The sequence below is a fragment of the Mucilaginibacter sp. P4_C11 genome, assembly GCF_056402115.1.
Map to the genome: position 1 here is coordinate 322,400 of NZ_JBFUIA010000001.1, position 19,139 is coordinate 341,538.

The 19,139-nt window shown below is 42.2% G+C and carries 16 protein-coding genes; 4 read left to right on the plus strand and 12 right to left on the minus strand.

Annotated features, from left to right (window positions below; genetic code table 11):
- Nucleotides 1-44: 44 nt before the first annotated feature.
- From AC1DU2_RS01430 to AC1DU2_RS01440, 3 genes are all read right to left on the minus strand, one after another.
- Nucleotides 45-773 (minus strand): copper homeostasis protein CutC, encoded by a 729-nt coding sequence (locus AC1DU2_RS01430; RefSeq protein WP_477382440.1) that lies wholly within the window; start codon nucleotides 771-773, stop codon nucleotides 45-47.
- Nucleotides 774-819: 46 nt separating this feature from the next.
- The gene (locus AC1DU2_RS01435; RefSeq protein WP_477382441.1) at nucleotides 820-2,031 is read right to left on the minus strand and encodes a PepSY-associated TM helix domain-containing protein; all 1,212 of its coding nucleotides are present in this window, start codon (nucleotides 2,029-2,031) and stop codon (nucleotides 820-822) included.
- Nucleotides 2,032-2,204: 173 nt separating this feature from the next.
- A complete protein-coding gene (locus AC1DU2_RS01440) occupies nucleotides 2,205-4,667 on the minus strand; it encodes a TonB-dependent siderophore receptor (RefSeq protein ID WP_477382442.1) in 2,463 nt (820 codons plus the stop codon).
- A 170-nt stretch (nucleotides 4,668-4,837) separates the two neighbouring features.
- Between AC1DU2_RS01440 and AC1DU2_RS01445 the strand changes: the two genes are divergently transcribed.
- Complete coding sequence (locus AC1DU2_RS01445; RefSeq protein WP_477382443.1) at nucleotides 4,838-6,148, plus strand: polysaccharide deacetylase family protein; 1,311 nt, start codon at nucleotides 4,838-4,840, stop codon at nucleotides 6,146-6,148.
- Between the two features lie 18 nt (nucleotides 6,149-6,166).
- Here AC1DU2_RS01445 and AC1DU2_RS01450 read toward each other — a convergent pair whose 3' ends face one another.
- From AC1DU2_RS01450 to AC1DU2_RS01460, 3 genes are all read right to left on the minus strand, one after another.
- A complete protein-coding gene (locus AC1DU2_RS01450) occupies nucleotides 6,167-6,586 on the minus strand; it encodes a hypothetical protein (protein WP_477357446.1) in 420 nt (139 codons plus the stop codon).
- 120 nt (nucleotides 6,587-6,706) lie between these two features.
- Nucleotides 6,707-6,976, minus strand: a complete 270-nt coding sequence (locus tag AC1DU2_RS01455; RefSeq protein ID WP_477357448.1) for a hypothetical protein — start codon at nucleotides 6,974-6,976, stop codon at nucleotides 6,707-6,709.
- Nucleotides 6,976-8,841 carry a CocE/NonD family hydrolase gene (locus tag AC1DU2_RS01460; RefSeq protein WP_477382444.1) on the minus strand — a complete coding sequence of 622 codons (1,866 nt, stop codon included), beginning with the start codon at nucleotides 8,839-8,841 and terminating at the stop codon, nucleotides 6,976-6,978. Before AC1DU2_RS01460 ends, AC1DU2_RS01455 begins: the two co-directional genes overlap by 1 nt.
- 361 nt (nucleotides 8,842-9,202) lie before the next feature.
- On the opposite strand from AC1DU2_RS01460, the gene AC1DU2_RS01465 reads away from it, so the two are divergent.
- Nucleotides 9,203-10,441, plus strand: a complete 1,239-nt coding sequence (locus AC1DU2_RS01465; RefSeq protein ID WP_477382445.1) for an endo-beta-N-acetylglucosaminidase H — start codon at nucleotides 9,203-9,205, stop codon at nucleotides 10,439-10,441.
- 51 nt (nucleotides 10,442-10,492) lie between these two features.
- Here the strand turns inward: AC1DU2_RS01465 and AC1DU2_RS01470 are convergent, their stop codons facing one another.
- From AC1DU2_RS01470 to AC1DU2_RS01495, 6 genes are all read right to left on the minus strand, one after another.
- Complete coding sequence (locus AC1DU2_RS01470) at nucleotides 10,493-10,921, minus strand: N-acetyltransferase family protein (RefSeq protein ID WP_477357454.1); 429 nt, start codon at nucleotides 10,919-10,921, stop codon at nucleotides 10,493-10,495.
- A 67-nt stretch (nucleotides 10,922-10,988) separates the two neighbouring features.
- Complete coding sequence (locus tag AC1DU2_RS01475) at nucleotides 10,989-12,179, minus strand: phosphoglycerate kinase (RefSeq protein ID WP_477382446.1); 1,191 nt, start codon at nucleotides 12,177-12,179, stop codon at nucleotides 10,989-10,991.
- Between the two features lie 101 nt (nucleotides 12,180-12,280).
- Nucleotides 12,281-12,715: a GNAT family N-acetyltransferase gene (locus tag AC1DU2_RS01480; protein ID WP_477382447.1), complete on the minus strand. Its 435-nt coding sequence runs from the start codon at nucleotides 12,713-12,715 to the stop codon at nucleotides 12,281-12,283.
- Between the two features lie 82 nt (nucleotides 12,716-12,797).
- The gene (gene gap, locus AC1DU2_RS01485) at nucleotides 12,798-13,799 is read right to left on the minus strand and encodes a type I glyceraldehyde-3-phosphate dehydrogenase (RefSeq protein WP_477382448.1); all 1,002 of its coding nucleotides are present in this window, start codon (nucleotides 13,797-13,799) and stop codon (nucleotides 12,798-12,800) included.
- Nucleotides 13,800-13,912: 113 nt separating this feature from the next.
- Complete coding sequence (locus AC1DU2_RS01490; protein ID WP_477382449.1) at nucleotides 13,913-15,016, minus strand: MraY family glycosyltransferase; 1,104 nt, start codon at nucleotides 15,014-15,016, stop codon at nucleotides 13,913-13,915.
- Between the two features lie 77 nt (nucleotides 15,017-15,093).
- The gene (locus tag AC1DU2_RS01495) at nucleotides 15,094-15,831 is read right to left on the minus strand and encodes a glycosyltransferase family 2 protein (protein WP_477382450.1); all 738 of its coding nucleotides are present in this window, start codon (nucleotides 15,829-15,831) and stop codon (nucleotides 15,094-15,096) included.
- A gap of 177 nt (nucleotides 15,832-16,008) precedes the next feature.
- On the opposite strand from AC1DU2_RS01495, the gene AC1DU2_RS01500 reads away from it, so the two are divergent.
- Complete coding sequence (locus tag AC1DU2_RS01500; RefSeq protein WP_477382451.1) at nucleotides 16,009-16,707, plus strand: polysaccharide biosynthesis/export family protein; 699 nt, start codon at nucleotides 16,009-16,011, stop codon at nucleotides 16,705-16,707.
- On the plus strand, nucleotides 16,707-19,127 hold the full coding sequence (locus AC1DU2_RS01505; RefSeq protein ID WP_477357469.1) for a GumC family protein: 2,421 nt from the start codon (nucleotides 16,707-16,709) through the stop codon (nucleotides 19,125-19,127). Before AC1DU2_RS01500 ends, AC1DU2_RS01505 begins: the two co-directional genes overlap by 1 nt.
- The last annotated feature ends 12 nt before the right edge of the window (nucleotides 19,128-19,139 follow it).

Genomic DNA, 19,139 nt, shown 5'->3' on the forward strand with positions numbered 1-19,139 from the left:
GCCCAATAAAGCAAAGTTTATTACATTTCTCTGTAAACTTAAAATCAATTTCCCTTCAAAACTGCCACCATCGCCCTTACTTCATCCTCATCGGCAATATATACATTGCCGTAATCGCTTACTTCTTTATTAATATAAGTTAAAGGATTTGGCGCTATAGCGCGTGCTGATGAATGGAATTCTGTTGCATTACTTTCGGCTACCAGCTTTTGCAGATTGGTTGATTTAACACCGGCGCCGGGCATAATGGTAATGCGGCCGGCGGCCTGTTTAACCAGCTTACCTAACAACTGGCCGGCATCAGGCGCCGCGCTTTTTTGGCCGGAGGTGAGTACCCGCCGGCATCCGCAAGCTATCAGTTCTTCTAACGATTTAAAAGGATCGGGCGTACCATCAAACGCACGGTTGCAGGTAACGCTCATTGGCCCGGCCCATTCAACAATGCGTTTCAGCCATTCGGTATCAATTTCGGCATCTATGGTTTGTGTACCCACAGAAATGCCATTGCAGCCCAGCTCGCGGCAAATTTGTATGTCGTGCTTAATAATAGCGTATTCATCCTCGTTGTAAAAGTAGTTTCCAGACCGCGGCCTGATGATGGGGAACAAATCGATACCTATTTTATCACGCACCTGTTTTATGGTGCCATAACCTGGCGTGGTGCCGCCTTCAATAGGGTTGTCACATAACTCAACCCGCGCAGCACCGGCGCGTTCGGCTATAATACAGGTTTGAATAGTAAAGGCGCATACTTCGAGGATCCTGGCTGGCATATTTTATTATTTTGCTGAGTTGTAAACATACAAACTATCAAATAATTTAAACCAATTCCATCTTCCTATAGGTTTTAGTTTTTTTACGGGTACGGTTAAGCCACATCATTACCCCTGTTACCGGGAATATGAGCGATAAAAGGCACACAATAAAACTGATTATTTTGGTAGGCAGGCCGTAAACAGAGCCGGTATGTACCGGTTTTACGTAAGCCCTTACCCGCTGGCCTAAGCTTTTGGCGGCAAACAATTGCGCGCCTGCTATGCCGCCGCTATATTGGTCAACGTAATAGGTATCGGCGGTGGTTTCAACTGCACCCTTAGGTAAAATGTTTATGCTGTAAACGGCCAGTGAGTCTTTAGGCACCCTTACTGTATAATAATCTGCCAATGCGGTTTGTGTTGTTACCGCCTGCAATGCGGCATCTACCTTTAAAGCTTCGGCGCCGGCCTGGTATTTTGATTGCGGTGCTTTAGGCTGCTCTTTTACCAGCTTTGAACCGGTTATAGCAAACAACGCCTGGTTAGCCAGCTTAAACGTCATGATTAAACCCGTTAACGCAATCACAATTAAAAATATCGAAGTGTAAAACCCCGTAACCAGGTGCAAATCATGTACCAGCCGTTTGGTACTGCCGCCCCATTTTATTTTTAACCGCTGCTTCATAATGTTTTTGGTTTTAGGCCACCACAGTATTACCCCGGTTATTAATATAAACAGGAAAAGCAGTGTCGAGATTGACACCACCCAATCGCCCAGGCTATCCTTACCTGCCAGTAAAAACCGGTGAAACATCTCGGCCGAGTACAGGAACGATTGCCTGCGGCTGTATTGCCCTGTTACCTGGCCGGTGTAGGGGTTTACAAACACGCTTAAATTTGCCCGGTCGGCATCCTTACCTTTTTTATCTTTATCGCCCTGCGTCTTTGCGGGCCTGCCCATTTCGGCCTGGGCAATATTACCTTTTTTACTTTTCTTCTCGGGTACAATTAAGCCAATCTCAACCGTTCTGGCAACATCATTATAAACCATTGCCGAGGCCAGCTTTGCCTTGGGCACCTGTTTAAGGGCTGCCTTAATCATTTGCTCCAGCGGTACCCGTGTAGCTGCGGCCTGCACGTAATAAAGTTTGGGGTGCAGGGTATGCTCAATTTCTTTTTCAAAAACCAGCATGGTGCCCGTGAGGCACGAGCAAAAAATAACAATGCCTGCCGCAAGGCTCAAATAAAGATGTATGGTACGGAAAAATACTTTCATGGCTTTCATTACAAAACCGGGTATACTAAGGCATATCCCGGTTTGTTTATTAAAATATGTATTAGTAAGTCAATAGTGCCAAGTCGTAAGTCTAAAGTTGATTTTTTCTCTTTTACTTAGAACTTTAGGCTTAAGACTATCCTTCAATTTATCGTTGACACGACGTTAATGTATTAAAAGCTATAGCTTACGGTAGTTAAAAACTGCCTTGGCGCTATTGGGTTAATACTGTAATTTTCGTGCACATTGTAATTAAGTACATTGCCTATATTGGAGATTTTACCAATAATGGAAACCTTTTTATAGGTGTAACCAACCGAGGCATCAACTGTGGTAAAGCCCGGTACATTAACCAGCCTTGATATGGTTTGGGTTTGCCCAACCGTATTGGCATTCCCGGCGGTACGGTTACCCAGGTAATACACAGAAGCTCCTACTTTAAAGCCTTTCAAATCGCCATTGTAAAAGTTGTAGAAGGCGCTGGCATTGGCGGTGTGCTTAGGTACGTTAATTAATGGCTGACCGGCTATATTACTGCCAACCGATGTTGACGTTTTTGAATAACGCGCGTTGGTATAGCTGTAACCCGCCATTAAATCAAGCTCTTTTACGGGGTGGCCCGCAATATCAAGTTCAACACCATCGCTTTTGGTTTGGCCAACAAGCTCTTTAATATTGGTGTTAATGTTCACTGTGGTGCCATCGGCCAAAAACGGCGCTGTTTGGGCCAGGTTATTATTAATGATACGGTATGCAGTTACATTTACCGATAAGTTACCATTCAGGAAATCGTTTTTAACCCCGGCCTCGTACTGATCTACCAATGATGGCGAAAGCGGTTTATTATTAACATCTACACCCGTGTTGGTGATAAACGAGTTGGAATAACTTGCAAATAAAGCCGTATTGGCCGCTGGCTTATAAACTATACCAACGCGGGGCGAAAATGCCTTATCCTCTTTACCTGCCGCCTGGGTGGTTAAAGCCGGCAGATAATAATTGGTTACCTGCGTTGGCGCAATGTATTGGTACGACCAGCGGATACCTGCCAACACCTTAACTTTATCTGATATGCTTATCAGATCATTAAAGTAAGCCCCAAAGCGGTTGGTTTTTGTAAGGATGCTGTAAAAAGGGTTCATCTGCGGCTTATCGCTGCGCAGGGTGTATTTATTTACATTAAAAATATTGATGGTATCGTAAACGGCAGATTTTAATGATGTGCCATTATCCCAATAACTTGATACCTTATTGACGGTGGCTACGTAGGTATAAGCCGTGTTGTTGTACCTGTCGGCATCAATACCGGCCAAAATATTATGCTTTATGGCGCCGGTGTTAAACTGGCCGGTTACATTAAACTGGCCGGTGTAATAATCTTCCAATGTTTTTGCGCGGTTAAGCGTACGTCCCCAATCGCCGTTTGCATTGGGTAGTACACGCTCGGTTGTTTGGTATTGCCTGTTAAAATGCTGGTAATTTAAGCCGCCGCTTATTTGCCACAAGCTGTTAATTTGATGATTAATGGTAACCGTACCTGTTGACTGCTTGGTATTACCTGTTGACCATGAAGCACCCAGGTAGCGGTTGCGCGGCACATTAGCTATTACGTTGTTTATTTGCCCGGTTCCAAAATCGGGTGTAAAATCGTAGTTCAGGTAATCGCCCTCTACAATAACAGTTGTTTTGTCGCTTATTTTATACAGGAACGATGGGTTAATATACTCCCTTTCGGATTTTACATTATCGCGGAAACTGTTTGCTTTTTCGTAAGTACCGTTTAAGCGGTAGGCCAGTTTTGAGGTGATAGGCCCGTAAACATCAAACGAGGGGCGGTACAAATCATAGCTGCCATAGGTCATAGATACTTTACCGCCGGCCTCAAACAATGGTTTTTTAGTTACCATGTTTAAAATACCGCCGGGTGCTACGTTGCCATATAATAAAGCCGCGCTGCCTTTTAGTATTTCGATACGGTCAAGCGAGCTCACTTCAGGCACAACACCCGAATTTACCCGGAAACCGTTTTTAAACATATTGGTGCTCGAAAAATTGTAGCCACGCGCACCAAAAGTTTCCTGGGTATTGCCGCGGGCGCTATACAGGTAAACGCCATTAACATTCCTGATTACATCACTTAACCTGATAGATTGCTGCTGCGCAAGCGTATTGCTGCTGATAACCGTAACACTCTGCGGCAAATCCATAGGCGCCACATTCATTTTACCAATAGTAAGCTTTTTGGTGTTGATGGTTTTTGTTGAAGAAATAAGTACCTCATCCAGTTGTGCCGAAGTTTCGCTTAAGGTAAAATTCACCTGGGTAGTTTGATTGGCTACAACGGTAACCGTTTGCTGCTCGGCTTTAGTGCCCATAAAGCTGGTAACTAAAGTATATACTCCCGGCTTAAGGTTAACAAAGGTAAACGAACCATCATCAATGGTAGTGGTGCTTTTGTTTAAGCCTTTGATAGCTACGGTTACGTATGCTGCAGGTTTACCATCCGTTGTTTTTACAAAGCCGTTAATTTTGCCGCTATTGCCATCATCATCGGCCTTAAGGGTTAAAATATTTATAAATACGAAAAGAAAGAGGAGCGTAAATTTTTGCAGGTAATTCTGTAGAGGATTCAACATTCTATTTAGATTAAGTCTAATTAAGCGCAAAAATAACAACTCAATTTTAATTCACAACTTTTATTTAGAATTAGTTTAAATAAGGCAAGAGCTGAACCGCATAACTATTTCGTTACAACACCAAAGGGAGCAGGCATCTGCATATATTAGCAGGTGTAAACCTTCCTCAAATGAAAAAGCTTGTTGTTGCCCTGTTGCTCATGGCATTGTTTATAAACTGTTTAAAGGCGCAGCCGGGTAAAACCGAGATAACTAAATGGCAATACGGCCGCAATGGCGCGGTATCTATCACCTGGGACGATGGCTCCATTAACCAGTTTAAAGTTGCGCTGCCCATTTTAAACAGGCTGGGGATTAAAAGCACGTTTTTTATTATTACGGGGCAAATACCCGGGTCGCAATACCAGGCGAAATTTATCGGGAGGCCTTTGAAACAGATAATTGCCGAAACCGCCACAACACCTACCAACAAGGATAATTTTTACGAACGTGCATCGGCAGCGGGGCACCTGGGATTGATTGGTACGCTCGAATATCATTATAAAGCCGGCTCATTAATTGACGATAATAAACCCGAAGCGGCCTATAAGGTGATAGACGAACTATACAGTAAAGTGCGGCATGGTGATTTTAAACCGGGCGTTGAGCATAATACCGAATACAATGACGCGCATGGCACCACCTGGGCCCAAATTAAACAATACGCAGCGCAGGGGCACGAATTTGCCAGCCACATGGTTACCCACCCCCGCCTGGCCGCGCTCGACGAGCCCAATATGCTTTATGAGATGGAGAAAAGCCGGCTCGATATTTTGCATAAGCTTGGCCTGCGATACACTTTTAGCGCCGAAGGGCCCTTTGGCACCGAAAACGAGCGGGCGGTATCGTACCTAAGCAGGATTTACCCGGCCCTGCGCAACCGCATGCCCGAACCGTGGCTGAAAGAGATTAGCCGGGGTAATAAAGATACTCCGGGTAATACCGGCAAAGCGTATGTGCAGTATCAGCGCGGCGCCACCACCAAAACGCCCCTGCCCATGATGAAAGCCTGGGTTGATACCACCCTGAACAGGCACGATACATGGCTGGTACTTACCCACCATGGTGTGCAGGGCATTGGTTGGGAGGCCTTGCCGGCTACCGAGCTGGATGAATATTTTACCTACATCAAAAACCACGACGACAAGCTTTGGATTGCCACCTTTGGTGACGTTACCAAATACATGCGCGAACGCCAAAGTGCAAACCTTACCACCGGCGTGCAAAATGGCCGACTGATAATTAAAGTAAGCCACCCGCTTGATAAGCGTTTTTACAATATACCGCTAACACTCAAAACTTACTTGCCCTCCGGGTGGAAAAATGCCGAAGTTACCCAAAATGGCAAAGCTGTTGATGTTAGCTTGATGCATGATAAAAAAGGCGATTATGTACTTTACCAGGTTAAAACCAACACACCTGCCACTATAACAAAACGATAGGGCCGATGGCAAATGCTCTTAATCAAATTCAATTGTATCCGGCCCGGATATTTTAGATATATGACAATTGCAACCACCGGCAATTTTTAAAGTGGTCGTTTTAGTTTGATTAGTAAGGGAATCTGTAGCGGTAATTTTTACATCGTCGCCTTCGGTCGAAAAATCTTTGATGTTTGCATCCGAGGTTATTAGCACAAAACCAGCAACAAAATCAATGGCCGGTGGATATTGCATTGGCGTTAAAGTTTTGCTGGTACGTAAATTAACAGCGCTAAAATTTTTAGGCGTTACAGCATGGCCTTGGTTATCGATAAGCCGGATACCCAGGTAGGCGAAGCTGGCGGTACAGGGTTGCATACCACAACCGTTGCTTTGCTTGTTGTTTTTGCAGGAGAAACAGAATGCGATTAACAGGAGTGGTAATATTTGCTTCATCATGATGACGGTTTATAAATTGCTTATAAAGCATTACGGATGATAAAAACTAAATGATACAACAGAAAAAAAAGGCATCCTGCTGAAATTAACAAGATGCCTTTTTTAAATTTAAAACAATTCTCAGGACAAAATATCAACTCTGACAATTTTATTTTCCATTTCTTTTAAGTAGATCAGCTTTTCGGGGCTTTCATATTTTACCAGAAAACCAACATCGGCATGATTATCAGATCTTACTCCCTCAATTGTGGCGATTTGACAACGCTGTATACCATCCGCGGAAAAAAGAAACATTCCTACTTTAATTTCGCCACTTAGGGGTATGCCGATAATGCCAATTAAGTTTCTCGAAGTAATGGTAAATACCGATTTCACCAAAAGCTCTGCCATTATTCTATCACCCTAACCTTCAAAAAGCTTGGTTCATCTTTAGATGTATAAACTTTGTGGGTTGCCTTTTTAAAATCGGTGTCCTTAGCTTTCATAATATCCTGAAATTGCTGGGTATTACGGTCAATAAGCGGGAACCAGCTGCTTTGCACCTGCACCATCAGGCGGTGGCCTTTTTTAAAGGTGTGCAGCACATCCTGTAGTTCAAAATTAACAGGGGTTACTTTGCCTGGTACAAAGGGCTCGGGTTTATCAAAGCCATTACGGAATTTACCGCGCATGGCCTCGCTGCGTACCATTTGCTGATAACCACCCAGGTATACGTCTTTACCCGTAAACTTGTCGTTCTTAGTTGAATCGGGGTACACGTCAATAACTTTAACTATCCAATCGGCATCTGTGCCGGTGGTTGATACTTTAAGGTTGGCCCATATGTTGCCTGCAAGGGTTACATCTTTGTCAAGCACATCGGTTTCATAAGTCAGCACATCCGGGCGTTGCGCTGCAAAGCGCTGGTCGGCGGTCATGTATTCGCGCTTCATGTCGTTTTCAATCGTGCTGATGAACGGCACCGGTTTATTGGGATCTGATACAAACTCATCAAAATTACCACCCGCCGCGGGAGCGTCAAATGAAAGTTTACCCCCGGGCAGCAGGTACAGGCTTTTATCAACGGCTTCTTTTGGAGGCCAGGTTTTATAAGTTTTCCATTGGTTTACACCCGTTTCAAACGTAGAAACCGGTTCCAGTTTAAGGTCGGTACCTTTTAAGTAATGGCTAAAAAAAGCAAATTCAATTTTTTCGCGGTAAAACGGGCCTGTAGGGCCGCCAAAACCGATATCGCCTAAATGATCGCCGTCGCCACGCGCCCAGCCACCATGCACCCAGGGGCCCATGGTAAAGTAAACCGGGGTTTTAGGATTTTCCTTAACCAGTGTTTTGTATGTGTTGATAGCGCCGTACAAATCTTCGGCATCGTACCATCCGCCGGTTACCAGTACTGCGGTTTTAATATCGTGCAGGTGGTAAAGTACATTACGATCTTTCCAGTGCTGATCATAGTTGGGATGATCGAGCATCTCATTCCATAAACGGATGGTATCTTTATAGTATTTATCGTTGGAGTTTTTTACCGACCCCATCCTCATAAAAAAGGCGTAACCATCATTTGTGCCGGCATTAAATCCGTTGCCGCGGCGCTGTGTAGGTTTATCATCCTGGCGGTTGGTAAAAAATGGGTAGAAACCAAAGTTCGCGGTAAGCATAAATGCGCCGTTATGAAAAGCATCATCGCGGTACAAATCGGCCATTGGCGCCTGCGGCGATGCAGCTACCAGGGCAGGGTGACGACTTAACAATGCTGCCGTTGTATAAAACCCGGGGTAAGAAATGCCCCAGACGCCTACTTTGCCGTTGTTGTTTTTAATGTTCTTAAGCAACCAGTCAATAGTATCATAGGTGTCAGTACCTTCATCAACATCATTTTTGGTTTTGTGCACTTCCTTTTCGGGAGTCATCTCTTCAAAAATGCCTTCGCTCATCCATCGGCCGCGTGCATCCTGGTAAACAAAAATATAACCATCGTGCACAAATAACGACGACGGACCAAGGGCGCCCCTGTAGGCATCAACACCATAAGGCGCTACACTGTAAGGCGTCCTATCCATCATGATGGGGTATTTTTGGGTTTGATCTTTTGGTACATATACCGATGTAAACAGCTTTTTGCCGTCGCGCATGGGCACGTTGTACTCGTACTTGGTATAATTAGCCTTTATATAATCAACATCGGGGCCTTTTGGCTGGGCTTGCGACGAAATGGCCGAAAAAACAAAGCATAAAGCGATGAGGAGAGATTTTTTCATATCATGTTAATAGTTGCCCTAAAATAGTCGAATAAAATAAATTGGGCAACCCGGCGGTCTGGCATTTTATAAAATGCGTGTATTTGTTACAAAAAGCGATGCCTCTTTTTCGAATTAAACCATCGAGATAATTTATATTAATCAATATATTATTTTAATAAAATAATAAGCAATATTTGTAAGCGATATCGCCAATTAAATTGTCCTTTTGTTATAAACCAATAACCTGAAGTATAAATTCCCCGGTTATACACAGGCAACCTGATAAGATAAATAAAATTGATATTTCACTAATTCCTGGCTGCACGGCGAGGGAACAAGACCTTTATATATCTATTTATTCATCATTTAAAACAACACTATGAGAACAAATTTTAATGTGTCCCTAACCAAAAACTTAACAGTTTTATTCGGTTCGCTTATGCTTATGATTGCTGCCTGCAAAAAGGACCAGGCACCCGCTCCTCTCGCATCGTCAAAATCAAACAACGCTTCAAAAACAGGCACCAATGCCATAGGCGTAAGCGGCCCAAAAGGCGTTTGCTATGTAGAGGTAAACAACAATGATATCCGGAATGTGGGCAATTACTACCTGTCAACCGGGCAACAGTTGTTTGATATTGCTATTATTTTTGCGGCCAATATCAACTACAACACAACAACACAAAAAGCCGAGCTATTTTTTAATACCCAGGTAACTAATGTACTTAGCAACAAAGCAACTTATATACAACCACTCCAGGCCAAGGGTATTAAAGTTTTACTATCCATTTTAGGCAACCACCAGGGCGCGGGCATCTGCAATTTTCCAGACCAGGCTTCGGCGCAGGCCTACGCGCAAATACTTAGCAATGCTGTAACAACCTATGGCTTAGATGGAATTGACTTTGACGACGAATATGCCGATTATGGCACCAACAACACCGGGCAGCCAAATTCAAGTTCGTTTGTTTACCTGGTAACTGCTTTACGCCAGCTAATGCCTAACAAAATCATTTCCTTTTACGATTACGGCCCCGCGGCATCTCGACTGAGCTTTAATGGCGTAACTGTAGGGTCGAAAGTTGATTATAGCTGGAATGCCATTTATGGCACTTATTCGGTACCCAACGTGTCCGGACTTGCTGCTGCTAACCTTGGGCCCGCGGCCATTGACATTCAAAGCACCAGCGCATCAACGGCGGCATCATTGGCTACCCAAACTGTAAATAATAATTATGGCGTTTATTTGTATTATAACCTGCCAAACGCCGATACACATACTTATTTAACCAGCGTATCTAACGCACTTTATGGCAAGGCCACCACTTTTAATACCGGAACGCCTGCGGCAGGCGTTAATTTTTACCAGGATATTAATTACGCCGGTACTGCAACAGGTGCCATACCTAAAGGCAATTATACTTTAGCGCAGTTGCAGGCTTACGGCTTTGTAAACGACTGGGCATCGTCTATAAAAGTACCGTCAGGATGGACTATTACCATGTATAGCAATGATAATTTTGCCGGTACATCGTGGACAATAACTGCCAATACCACCAACTTTACAACCCTATCGCCAAATGCCAATGATGTAGTATCATCGGTTAAGATAAATTAAAAACAAAGCGGGGCTTTTCTTTTGGAAAAGCCCCGCTCGTTTGTTAGATACCTAATTGTAGCTCATCAAAAAATAATCTCCCGGCCTACCTTCTCCCCTCTCCTGAATTTGCCAGCCCTGCGATCTGTAAAATGCTAAAGCATTTTCGTTACGGGTTAAACATTTCAGCGTAACAGGCCTACTCAATTTTTCTACAACCGATTTTAACAATGCTTTGCCTACACCATGGCCTGTATAAGCAGGATGCAAAAACAGGTGGTGAATAAAATTATCGGGGAACCAGTAGGATATAAAACCAATTACAGCACCTTCATAGTCGGCTACCAGGATCTGTTCTCCTTCGGTATCCCTGTCAAAATCATCCAGGCTATATCCAGAGGTATCAAACCAGGTAAATGTTTGTTTTCGGCTTATGAGGTAAATGTTTCTAAGGGTATCGCGGTCATCGTCTATAAAATCCCTTACTTCCAATTGAGTCATGGTTAATTAAAATACAAAAAGTCCGGCCGTTTAGCGGCCGAACTTTTCATTTTATGTTTCTTTATTTTTATTCGTTGATAGCTTTTACACCCGGTAACTCTTTACCTTCCATGTATTCCAGCAATGCGCCACCACCGGTTGATACGTAGCTAACTTCATCAGTCAGGTTAAATTTAGCAACAGCAGCTGCGGAATCGCCACCACCAATCAGGGAGAACGCACCGTTTTCGGTTGCCTTTACCACCGCCTCGGCAATAGCTTTGGTTCCTACTAAAAATGTTTCCATTTCAAATACACCCATCGGGCCATTCCATAAAATGGTTTTTGATTCTTCAACCACTTTGCTGAATAATTTTACAGTTTCGGGGCCAATATCCAATCCCATCCATTTATCAGGAATTTCGCCGGTTTTGGCAACGCCGGTTTTAGCATCGTTTGAGAAAGCGTCGGCAATAACGTTATCTACTGGCAAATAAAGATTTACGCCTTTATCTTTAGCCTTTTGTTTCAGGCTGATAGCAAGATCAAGTTTATCGGCCTCTACTAACGAGGTACCAATATTACCACCATCTGCCTTGGCAAAAGTGTAAGCCATACCACCACCGATGATAAGATTATCCACTTTATCCAATAGTTTTTCAATTAACTGAATCTTGTCAGATACTTTAGACCCTCCCATGATAGCCGTAAAAGGTTTTGCAGCGCCATTCAGGATTTTTTCGGCGTTAGCCAATTCGCCTGCCATCAGGTAACCAAAGTATTTGGCATCCGGAAAAAACTGAGCGATGATTGATGTTGAAGCGTGTGCACGGTGAGCTGTACCAAAAGCATCATTTACATATATATCGCCTAATTTTGAAAGCTTTTCGGCAAAAGCTACATCACCTTTTTCCTCTTCTTTATAAAAACGAAGATTTTCTAACAGCAGCACTTCGCCATTGCCCAGGTTTTTTGATTTTTTAACAGCTTCTTCACCAATACAATCATTGGCAAACTGAACCTGCTGGCCCAACAGGTCAGAAAGGTGAGCAACTACGTGTATTAAAGAGTCTTTTTCGTTCGGACCATCTTTTGGCCTACCCAGGTGCGACATCAGGATAACCCTGCCGCCATCTTTCAAAATCTTTTTTATAGTTGGCAATGCTGCCGTCATCCGGTTATCGTCGGTAATGTTATAATCTTTATCCAAAGGCACGTTAAAATCAACCCTGATAAGGGCTTTTTTGCCTGCAAAACTAATTTGATCTACGGTTTTCATATAATTATATGGGTCGTTTAATGGTAAGGCGCGCAAATTCAGCATTTTATTCTAAATTCTTAACTAAAAAAGTAAAAAGCCGGTCTATTTCACCCAATATTTCACATTAACTTAACGTACATCACAAAATGCGGCCCTATTCCGGGTACCTCAAACTCGGCCGAAACAATCTCGAAACCAGTATTATGGTAAAACGGCACTGCTTTTTTGCGGGCGTTGCACCAAACATAGTTTGCCTTTTGCCCACGCAGGTAGGTAAGCGCAAAATTAACCAGTTGGTTGCCCAGCCCCTGTCCTCTGTATTTTTCAATTGTAGCCATACCCCTTAACTGGTAACCTGTGCCAATAAATTCGCCATAATTTTGGGGGTGAAAAGATACAATGCAAGCCAACTCATCATTTTTATAGTACCCCAAATGAAAAGCCCCTGCTATGTTATCGGTAGGAAAACGGCACTCGTCTGGGGTAAGGCGCCCTTCACGCAATATTTCATTCCGGATAGGCAGCAATGCTTCAACGTCAATAAATTTTATCATGTTTAAAAATAAGTGCCAATAGGGTACATTTTTCACCATGTACAACAACCATCAGCCTTGTTGTATCAAAAAGTAAATCAACTTATGTTTTTTTGAATTGAGCTATTTTTTCAACCAGATCGGCAAGACGACTGCTGTAGCCCATTTCATTATCGTACCAACCCACAACCTTTACCAGCCCTCCTACTATTGAGGTGAGTTGGGCATCAAAAATACAGCTATGAGGATTATCCAATATATCTGTTGATACTATCGGATCGTTGGTGTATTCCAATACATTTTTCATTGGGCCATCGGCCGCATGTTTAAATGCAAGGTTAATTTCACTAACGGTAGGCTGCTCTTTCAAACTACAGGTAAAATCTGTTAACGAGCCGTTAAGTACCGGAACCCTGATGCCTGCCCCTCCTAAATGACCGTCTAAGTGCGGAAATATAGCCGTTATTGCTTTGGCTGCGCCAGTAGTGGTTGGAATTATAGAGGCTGATGCTGCGCGGGCGCGCCTTAAATCTTTATGTGGCGCATCGTGTAAATTCTGATCGCCGGTCATGGAGTGTACTGTGGTAATATAGCCGTCAATAATACCCCAATTTTCGTCGAGTATTTTCACCATGGTTGCTACATTGTTGGTGGTGCATGAAGCATTTGATAATATAGGCGACGATAAATCAACCTCGCCATCATTAACAGCCAATACCACTGTTGGCACACCTTTACCAGTTGGGGGAGCCGATATGATAACTTGTTTTGCGCCCGCAGTTATATGCTTTTGCGCGCCATCTTTTGACGTAAATTTACCCGTCGATTCAATTACAAGATCGATATGCAGGTCTTCCCATGGTAATGCCAAAGGATCACTCTGGGCCAAAACTTTTATGGCTTTACCATTAATATACAAATTGCTACTATCAAAATGTACCTCGCCCTTAAAACCGCGGTGAACCGAATCATATTTAAATAGGTGGGCAAGGGTTTCAGTATCGGTAAGGTCATTAATAGCCATAACCTCAATACCTGGCCGGTTTAGGATGTTGCGCAAAAATATACGCCCGATCCGGCCAAAACCATTTATAGCAATCTTCATCTTCTTTGTGTTTTATAAAGGGCGCAAAGTTAATGAAGATGAATGGCTATTTATAGCCCCCCCGATTTAGTGACGCTAAAACTACTTTACAAAAGACGGTACAACAGGCGTAATCAAGCAAAAAAATTGCGAAGGGCAAAATGCTCGCGCTCCTTTGAGCGCAGGCTAAATGTAATAACCCAGTTAGCAATTATTGAAATTAACAGGATTAGAACTATAAGCAAAGAATTGCTTACAGTACTGAACAAAAACACCATGCCTATTGACAATAAATTTATTGCCGACAAGCACAAGGTTGCCTGCAGGTGATTAAGCCCTAACCTCAATATACGGTGATGAATATGGTTTCTGTCGGCCTCAAAAGGCGATTTACCACCTGCTATACGCAACGTAAACACACGTAAAGTATCAAACACAGGGCCTATTAATATGGCTATGGTTAATGCAGGCGCGCTACTTAAAGCCGGCACTCCTATATGCGCAATTTTTGTAACCTCGATAAATTTAATAGCCATTACCGCCGATATTAAGCCAATGAGCAATGCGCCGGTATCTCCCATAAATATCTTAGCAGGAGTAATATTATATTTCAAAAATCCAATAATTGCACCTACCATAGCCAGCGAAATAGCCGCAAGCTCATATTGTCTTATATACATAAATAAAAAAGCAAAAGCGCTGTTTACAATAATGCCCGTAGTAGCAGCCAAACCATCTATTCCGTCTATCAAATTAAAAGAATTTACGATGAGCATAATGAGTAGTATGGACAATGCCGCGCTTGGTATGTATGGTAATTGCGTAATGCCAAACACACCATACATACTAGTTATTCGAATATCGCCAAGCACTACCAATATAAACGCTACCACAAATTGAATCAAAAACTTAGTACTTGAATTCACGCCCGAAAGATCGTCCTTAAGCCCCATTGCAAAAAGGATAATGCAGGAAATAAGCAGGTAACTGATGGGCAGCGCTTTATCAATTACACTGAATAACAGGATAGTTATGGTAAAGCTTACAAAAATAGCCACGCCACCCAAACGCGGAATACCATGATCATGCTGTTTCCTGAAATGGCCAACATCGTCATAAAGGTGCCTTGATCGTGCCACATGTAAAATTGAAGGGATACATAATAGTGTGATCAATCCTGAAAACAGAACTATCAAAATATCGTAAATAAGATGTGACGAATGTAAAAGTTCAATCATTGTGTAGGGGAATTTTGATTATTATTTTCATTGTTAAGCCGTTATACGCAAGCGCCTAACAAAGGTTTAATTTCAAATTAAAAAAATTGATAAATCTTTCGGAGGGGCTTTAATGCAAGCGCAAGCACGGGAATTAAGATGTTATTGTTCTTCATGGCTTTTAAATCAAAACCCCAGGCCTTAAACCTGTTTTTTAAACTTCTATTACTTACGCCCCCATCCTGCATAACTACCATCACTTTATTTAAGAAAAAACTTTCTGTTTTATGTTGATGCATAAACCTTACCATCAATTCGTAATCGGCAGCAGACCCGTATTCAAGACTGTAAAACCCCAATTTTTCAAACAATTCCCTTTTGCAATAAAATGTAGGATGCGGGGGCATAAATCCCCGATTAAAGGAATTAACGCTACACTGTTTAGAATTCCAATTACGTTTAATTGTGCCGTTGGGATGCACATATATCAAATTTCCATAAACTACTTCCGCGCTAAGCTCTGTAAATACTTGAGATACTGCCGATAAAACATCCGTATCAGCCAAACAGTCGTCGGCGTTCAGTGTTCCTATAATTTGACCGGTAGCCAGTTTAATCCCTTTATTAATGGCATCATATATGCCTTTATCCGGTTCGGAAACAAAAAGGTTGATTGATGAGCGGTACCGGTTGATTATTTGAAGCGTATTATCAGTTGATCCGCCATCGATGACTATATATTCAATATCGGAGTGTTTTTGGCTGATGACGGATTCGATACATCTGGCAATTGTATCCTGGGCATTATAAACAACTGTGATTATTGATATCTTCAAACCCTGAAATTGAAAAAATACACCGTGGTTATACCCGCAAATTGTGTAATTTTGAAATTATATACAATTATAACATATTAAGCATAAGTTATCGTCGCGATGCGTATAATAATCTACTTTTTTTATTTCATTTTAATAACGCTTGTTTTAACCTCATGCTCGGGCAAACAATATCAGATGTTTTTTGAACAAAAGGTGGCTAATACAGATACATCGCGAAGCAGGAATAATGATTTGGCTAACTATCATATAAAACCACAGGATATGCTGCAGATCAGAAACCTGCAAAACATCAAATATGTAGTTGATGAAACCCCGTCGACATCGGGCGCTGGTGGCGGAAGCGGCGGTACCGGCCAGGTTTACCAGGTAGATGAAGACGGCTCGGTAGCCCTGCCTGTTATTGGCCATGTAGCTGTGGCAGGCCTTACCCGCGTGCAAGCCGCAAAACTTATTGAGGACCTTTACCGTAAAAGCCTGCTTAAAGACCCAATAATTGAATTAAAAATTACGAATTTGAAGGTTACTTTACTTGGAGAATTTAAAGGACAGGGAAACTTTCCTTTGGTAAAAGACAGGACTACTTTGGTTGAAATGATTGGACAAGCGGGGGGCCTTTCAGACAAGGCGAATGAAACAAATATAAAAATTATACGCGGCGACCAACTGAATCCGCAGGTGACCTACATTAACCTAAGAGATATACAATCAATAAACGACCCCAGAGCCATACTTCAAAACGGCGATATTGTTTATGTATCCCAGAACAAGCGTTCAATACGCAATGAAAACCTACAAAATGTATCAACCCTTGTACAGCCCATATTACTTTTATTTAATACGGCCTTAGTAATATTATCGCTTTCACGCCGCTAATGGAAGAGACAGAAAAATTTCAAAGAAAACTCCCCAATCAAGAAATTGATTATTTTAAGATCGGCAAAATATTGTTTAGCCGCTGGTACTGGATAGCAGCATCTGTATGTATTGCAGTAATTATATCCTATACCTATTTATGGTATACACCAAAAACCTACGCAACATCAGGCACGCTTAAAATTGAAGAAAAAAAATCTGAAGTATCTGACCTTATAACTGTTATGACAGTGCCCGAGCGTGGGCCCTCAAAAATACAAAGCATCACATCGGTACTGCAAAGCCGCAACGTTATACTTAGCGCCATTAAGGACATTGATTACCGGGTAAGTTTTTATCTGTCGGGCCGTGTGCGCACTACAGAAACCTACCCATCCAAACCCCTTAACATTCAATTGATCAAATTTGATAGCTTAAACTTTTTTCATGAACAAATTAGCTATAAACCGATTGACCGGCAAACATTTAGTCTGAGTTATAAAGCCGGCGATAAAGAAATAAAAAACAACTACCAGTATAACAGCCCTATTACAATTGGTAATACAAGCTTCAATATAAAATATCCGGGCGCTATTGACAATAGCACCATTTACATCTTTAACTTTAACATTCCGGAGGATTACATTGGCAGGGTGCAGGGTGGCTTAAGAGCTGGCGAAACCGGAAAAAACACCAATATACTTTTTATCCAGGAAACCGACTCGAACCCGCAATTTGCGGCCGACGTACTTAATAATATCATGAAAGAGTACGTAATTTTCGATCGTAACCAAAAAGCGCAATCGGCTTCGCAAATGATCGATTTTATTGACAGCCAGCTATCATTCCTGTCAAACGAGGTAAAGGGGTCCGAAAGTTCTATAGAAAAGTATAAAAACAAAAATAAGATACTTGACGTGAACTCAGCGTCAACTTCGTCTGCCACAAAGGCTGCCGAAATTGAATCGAACAGATCATTATTAAAAATTCAACTTATTTCGCTTGATCAGCTTAAAGATCAAATTACAAAAGAAAAAGATAATGTGACGTTAAATTTCAGCGCTGGCGGAACAGATTTACCTGCACTTAATGCGCTCATAAATAAGTTAGATGGACTGATATCAGAAAGATCGACCTTATTAAAAACGTTCACCCCAAACTCGCAGCCACTACAGGACGTTAACCAGCAAATTTTACAAACCAAACTCACCGCACTAAATAATATCAAGAGCATTCGTGGCAGTATTGAAAAAAACATTGTTTATTTGGATAGCCAGTTATCGCAGATAAATCAAACTATAATGGCTTTACCTGCTGCCCAACGCGACCTGGTAAGCTTACAAAGGGATTTTGAAATCAATGACAAGGTATACTCCTTTTTATCTGAGAAAAAACTTGAAGCCCAGATAAGCCGTGCCGGAATTTTGCCTGGCGCTACAGTAATTGAATTTGCCCAGCCCAACTTTAACGCAGTATCGCCAAATGAACATGATATCCATCGGTCGGCAATAATTTTTGGCCTGGCAATTGGCCTGGGGCTTATTATTTTGATACGCGTTTTAAATCCTTATATTTATGACAAGGAAACCATCGAAAGCCTTACCGCCATACCAATATTAGGTATTATCAGAAAATATCCCGAAGTAATTAATGAAAATAGCAAACAGATTTTGGCGCTAAGCAAGCCTCGTTCTATTTTTGCCGAATCTGTACGTTCTGTGCGTACTAACCTGAGTTTTCTTGCCTCAGAAAAACTGAGCAAAGTAATTTGCATCACATCTGAAGTTGCCGGCGAGGGCAAATCGTTTGTAGCGCTAAATTTATCAAGCACCCTATCTCTTATTGATAAAAAAGTAATCCTTATCGGGGCCGATTTAAGACGATCACAATTACATAAAACTTTCCATGTGCCAAATGACCGGGGCTTAAGCAACTATCTTGCTCATCAAAGTGAGTTGGATGACATTATTTTACATTCCGACCAGGAGAATCTTGATTTTATTGTTTCGGGTCCTGTACCACCTAATCCGTCTGAGTTGCTACACAGCGACCGGATGATGACCCTGATAAGCCAGCTAAAATTAAAATATGATATAATAATGATTGATACCGCGCCTATTGGCCTGGTATCTGACGCCATCCCGTTGATCAGGGTAAGCGATATTAATGTTTTTGTAATCCGGTCGGGCAAATCAAAATTTTATGCCGCTACCGTTCCACAGCGAATTGCGTTGGAATATCACCTTGATAACACCGTGATAGTGCTTAATGCCTTTGAAGAGGACCTTTTACATTCAAGATATTATACGACCAAATTTGGCGGCGATAATACGGGAACCAGATACTACTATTATGCGGATTATAATGGCTATTCAGGATCCGGATATTACGTGGACGACAAAAAAAATAAATGGTGGGATATACGGCAATGGTTTAAATAAAAATTTGCTTAT